Genomic DNA, 5264 nt, shown 5'->3' on the forward strand with positions numbered 1-5264 from the left:
CACCTGCGAGGTGCCCTCTCGAACCGAGCGATAGAAGCCTGAAGCACTCCTATCCTTCCAGTTCAGAGGGCACTTTCTATCTCCGGGGTCCTGCCGGGCCGATCTTCATCGGTGGATCGAGGCTCAGTAGTACGGCGTGGTCGGGGTGTGCATCGGGTCCATGAGCGGGTCGTGCATCGGCGGCTCGGGCGGCCGGCGCGGCTTCAACCACTCGTTCGGCAGCGTCACGATCGTGACGATCAGGGCGGCGAGCACGAAGGTCCAGAAGCCGCTGATCTGAAGGGAATGGATCATCCAGCCGCTCAGCCAGCTGAGGAGCCACAGCTTGAACACGTTGATGACCAGCATGAGGAGCAGCGTGACCAGGGGCGCGCTCACCTCGAAGGCAAGACGCGCGAACAGCACCGCGAGTACGACCAGGACAGACAGTTGCTGCTGACCGTCGCCCGCGCCCAGGGTGGCGTTGTCGAGCCAGGTCACGGTGAGCCACAGGCCGGCCATGGGCAGCAGGTACCTGGCGAGGAAACGCAGCGTACGCAGGATCCTGAGGCGGCCTGTCGGCAATCGGAGCAGGTCTCCGACCGTCGTCGAGATGAGCGAGACAAGAACCGCCGCCAAGACGGTCGGCCAGAAACCGGAGAGCCGTACCGGCAGCCCGAGGGCCTCGCACAGCCGCACGGACAGCCACAGGACAACGGGGGCCAGCGCCAGAGCGACCGTGATGCCGACGACGGTGCTCACTCCGGACAGCACCATCATCCGGCGGAACGGCGCGAAGAACTCCCGCTCCGAGGCGTCGAGGTCAGGCTCCTGCGCCATCTCGCGGATGGTCCGCCGTGCCCGCAGCCCCAACAACCGGTAGAGAGGCAGCGGCAACAGCCCGACGCCGGCGAGGAAGACGACGGTGATGAGCACGAGTGTCAACACCTGCGCCGTGCCGGACCCGGTCAGCTCGAAGTCCGGTAGCACCTGCACCACGATCCAGAGGGCGACGGCCGTCGACACCAGGGTGACGATCCATCCCCAGATCGACCTGGCCCAGGAGCGTCGTGGCTGTTGGGTAACCGACATGACACCTCCCCGCGCCGTCACCGGCACCGGCCGCGAGCGAGCCAACCGATAGTGGTAAGTCTATGGCCGGGTCTGCTCGCGATCGAGTCAGTTACCGCGAGGTGGACAACCCCGTACCGAAGCGGCGCCAGGCGTCGTCGGCCACCTGGTCGACGCTGTCGAGCGCGGCGGAGAGGTCTGCGGCGGTGAAGCGTTCCGGCGCGCCGGTACGCCAGCGGATGGCGCGGTGCGCGAGGTCCGCGTACCCGGGAAACAGCGTCGCGAGGTACAACCCGGCGGCGGCCTTCGAGATGACGTCCCCGTGGGCGAGCGTGTGGTGCAGGCGTGCCGGGCCGAGCGCGTACCAGCTCACCAAACCGGCGTCCACGGTCTCGTCGGCGGCCACCCCGGTCAGTGCCGGCCGAATCGTCGCCGCCGACGACTGCCAGTACGTCCGCAGGTTGTCGAGGTTGTAGCGGCGTACCGCCTCCGGGTCGACCCGTACGCCCAGGTCGGCGATTGCCGGGCCGCGCACCGGTACGCCGTACCGGTGCAGGGTCAGCCACAGCACGGGGGTGAGTTCGCCGCAGGGTCGGTCGGCGGTGAACGTCCCGTTGACGGCGTGTGGCACCACCCGCTGGTCGTCCGGCCACGCCCGGGCCGACGCCGGATCCAGATAGACCCCGTCGAAGTGCGGGGAGTCCGGCATCCCGGCGTGCACGTCGGCGAGCGCGGCACAGTCGTTTGTGCCGGCCGGACGCGAGGTCAGGATCACCGTGTCGACGTCGCTGACCCCGGGCTGCCAGGCGTCGAGCACGGCGGACCCGACCAGGTAGAGACCGCGTACGTATCCGGGCAGCGCCCGGTCGACCGCGTCGAGGTAGGTCCGGGTCAACTCGCTGATCACGTGGGTGATTCTGACACTCCACGCCGCCACTCCATGGACCCGTTTTCCGGTGCCGACGCCGGACGAGGTGATTGGCAGCGACGACGGCGCCACCGCTACGGCCTCAGAACGGCGGTGCCGACGCCCACGGATCGTCGTACCCGTCCGCTGTCGGACGTGACGGCTCGGCCAGGCACCACCTGAGATGGTGCAGAACCCAAAATCCTGTTCCCGGCCCCGCAGATCGTGGAGCACGGAGTGCAGGTGGGTGAGGCCGAACCAGCGGACCACCGCGACGCCGTGGGACCGGAGCAGCGGGTCCGGGGCGTCGAGAAGCCGCCGGACCACACCGTCGAGCAGCCCTCGCGGCGGCTGCCTGCGTCTGATCTCCGAGGAATCCCAGGCAAGCAGGTAGGCCGCTCGCCGCCGCCGTTCGGGATCGTGATTTGCGAGTTCCGGCAGGAGATCGTCGAGGGTGAGCCTGCGCAGCAGGGCCAACGCTCGGAGGTCGACCGGGGCGGACGACCTGGCGTACCGGGCGACCTCGTCCCCGGCCGCCCCGGGGTGTGCCGGGCGGGGGTCACGTCCCTGCCCAATCAGTGCGTCGAGCAACTCTGCCCGCACGCCCGCGTCGCTGTCGGTGGCCACGGCACGTGCCAGCGCCGCCCATGCGGCGTCGCTGACAACCGACAGCATGAGCAGCGACGTCCCGGCCCGGGCCCGCCGCTCCGGCGACGGATCGGCGGCGAGCGCGGCGAGCAGCGCCAGCTCGTCCAGCGGCAAACGCTCACCGAACCAGCCGGTGTCGTACCCGGCGACGGTCTCGTCCAGCCACCGCTCGTACCAGGCCAGGAAGTCGGCGTCCTCCACCACGTACGGTCCGACCGGTCCCTCGTCGTCGAGGTTGAACAGCCTGCCGCGTGCCGGCCCCGTCACGACGAGCTGGGTGAAGAGCGAGCACCCGTGGTCGGCGATCCGCAGGGTGCCTCGCAGAAAGGTCCGGTCCGGTCCGGGCGGCTCCTCGTACCGCTGCTCCCAGTCATCCAGGTAACGCGGGCCGGGCAGGTAGGGGCTGGCCTGTGCCAGGTGCCCCGGCCGGCAGGACGGGCCGCACGAGTCGGCGAGTGGGCGCAGACCGTAGCCCGGCCCGGCGCCACCGTCGCCCAGTTCGGTCAGGAAGATTCGGTATTCCGGCGGGAGCGCGACGTCGTGCCGCGCCTCGAACTCGGCCACCACGTCCTCGGACAACGGCGCGCGGAGTTCGAACCGGTGCTCCCGAGCGCCGAAGGCCGTCCAGGATGGCGGCGTGGCCCGCGCGGCGGACAATTTCCCGGCGATCCGCCCCAACCGACCGGGAACACCTCCATCCCCAGGCATCGGACCAGCATACGAGTGGTTTCCGGAACGGAGGTCAGCGGCGACGGCCGCTCCCGGTCAGGTCCGTACCCGTTCATCTTTCCGGTCGGCAGCCGAAGCAGAGCGGTCAGACGCGGTGCTGCCGTTCAGGTGTCGACCGGGCCGCAGGTCGGTGGCCACCGGAGTGGCCACCGACCTGCACGACGTTCCCGTACGCGTCGATGCCCCGGAGTCGGCCGTTACCTGCGGTAGTTCTCTCCGAGGGGCGCGCCGGGGATCGGCTTGGCGACGAGCGCGACCGGGATGAAGTAGCAGATCTGACTGATCACCAGGGTGAGCGTCCACATCGCCCTGTCGTCGTAGTGGCCGGTCGCCCTGGCGAACAGCTCGTCGGGGACGCGCTCCCCGGACGGGTTCGGGGTGAGGACCGCCTCCACGAGCTCCAGCGCGACCCGCTCCGCCTCGGTGAAGTACGGGGCGTCCCGCCACGACGCGACGGCGGTGATCCGCTCCTCGGTTTCCCCGGCCTGGCGGAGTTCGCCGCTCTGCCGGACCGTGTGGTAGGTGTTGCCGACGAGCTGTCCGGCACGCAGCTGCACCAGGTGGATGGTGGTCTTCGGGACCGAGCCGTTCTGGATGACCCTGGTCATGGTGCCGGCCATCGTCACCAACTCCGGGAAGAGCGGGGCGGGGTCGGGCAGCCGCGATCGGAGGTTGTCCTGGGTGGTAGTGGTGGACGTGGCCATGGTCGAACCTTCCTGTCCGGTGGATGGTGTCTCGGTGGTCCGACGAGACGGCCGGCGGAAATGTGAGGTGACCCGCCCACCTCACAATCCGAGGGGCTGTTTCGTCGGCAACGGTGGGAACAGCCGCAGCCGAGGGAGCCGTCGACACCATGACCACCCAGTCCGAGCCGGGAGACGGCCGGCCCGATCCGACCCTGAGCGTGATCGTCCGCGAGCGGCGTCAACTGATCAACCTGGCGTACCGGCTTCTCGGCTCGCTCGCCGAAGCCGAGGACGTCGCCCAGGAGACCTACACCCGCTGGTACGCGATGTCGCCGCAGGAGCGGGACGCCGTCGAAGTTCCCGGGGCGTGGTTCACGAAGGTCGCCAGCCGGATCTGCCTCGACCTGTTGGGCTCGGCACGGGTCCGGCGGGAACGGTACGTGGGCGAGTGGATCCCGGAGCCGCTGCCCGACCGTACCGAGCTGATCCGCGGGCGTCCGGGCGCCAGCAGCGCCGATCCGGCCGACCGGGTGACCCTCGACGAGTCGGTCAGCATGGCCTTCCTCGTCGTACTCGAGACGATGACCCCGGCCGAGCGCGTCGCGTTCGTCCTGCACGACGTCTTCCGGTACCCCTTCGCCGAAGTCGCGGAGATCGTCGGTCGTACCCCGGCGGCATGTCGTCAGTTGGCGACCTCCGCCCGTCGTCGGATCCGCGAGTCGCAGGCGCCTGCGGCCCCGACCGTCCAGCAGGCCGGCCTCGTCAGGGACTTCAAACGGGCCTGGCAGGCCAGGGACATCAACGCCCTGGTCGGTCTGCTCGACCCCGACGCCACCGCGACCGCGGACGGCGGCGGACTGGTCACCGCCGCGCTCGACCCGGTCGACGGCGGCGAGCGGATCGCACGTGGCCTCGTCGAGGTTGCCGGCCTGGCACCCCGGCTGACGATTCTGGAGCGCACGGTCAACGGCCAACCCGGTCTGGTCGTCCAGCAGGACGGCGTCACCGTGACCGTGCTGGCCTTCGAGGTCGCGGGCGACCGGATCAGGCACATCTGGGCGGTACGGAACCCGGAGAAGCTCCGGTCGTGGACGGCGGGTCAGTAGCCTGGCGGTCCACGGGCGGGCGTCCACGGCCCACGTCGGGAGTGAGCCGGGCAACTTCGGACCCGAGTCCTGCACCGGTGAACCGGGGGGTGCGGCGGCCCCCCGTACCGCCGCCCCCCCTCGGGGGGCCGCCCCCCT

General features: G+C 70.2%; 4 protein-coding genes. 1 reads left to right on the forward strand and 3 read right to left on the reverse strand.

Annotated features, from left to right (window positions below; all coding sequences use genetic code 11):
* Positions 1-123: 123 nt before the first annotated feature.
* From ABGB05_RS36730 to ABGB05_RS36740, 3 genes are all read right to left on the reverse strand, one after another.
* Positions 124-1071 carry a hypothetical protein gene (locus ABGB05_RS36730; protein ID WP_347658643.1) on the reverse strand — a complete coding sequence of 316 codons (948 nt, stop codon included), beginning with the start codon at positions 1069-1071 and terminating at the stop codon, positions 124-126.
* Positions 1072-1162: 91 nt separating this feature from the next.
* Positions 1163-3313, reverse strand: coding sequence for a hypothetical protein (locus ABGB05_RS36735; RefSeq protein WP_347658644.1), 2151 nt, complete (start codon positions 3311-3313; stop codon positions 1163-1165).
* Positions 3314-3531: 218 nt separating this feature from the next.
* Positions 3532-4038, reverse strand: a complete 507-nt coding sequence (locus tag ABGB05_RS36740) for a carboxymuconolactone decarboxylase family protein (RefSeq protein ID WP_347658645.1) — start codon at positions 4036-4038, stop codon at positions 3532-3534.
* A gap of 149 nt (positions 4039-4187) precedes the next feature.
* On the opposite strand from ABGB05_RS36740, the gene sigJ reads away from it, so the two are divergent.
* Entirely contained in the window at positions 4188-5126 is a 939-nt protein-coding gene (sigJ, locus tag ABGB05_RS36745; RefSeq protein WP_347658646.1) for an RNA polymerase sigma factor SigJ, read from the forward strand.
* Positions 5127-5264 lie beyond the last annotated feature (138 nt).

The sequence above is a fragment of the Plantactinospora sp. B5E13 genome (assembly GCF_039871775.1).
Classification (GTDB): Bacteria; Actinomycetota; Actinomycetes; order Mycobacteriales; family Micromonosporaceae; genus Plantactinospora.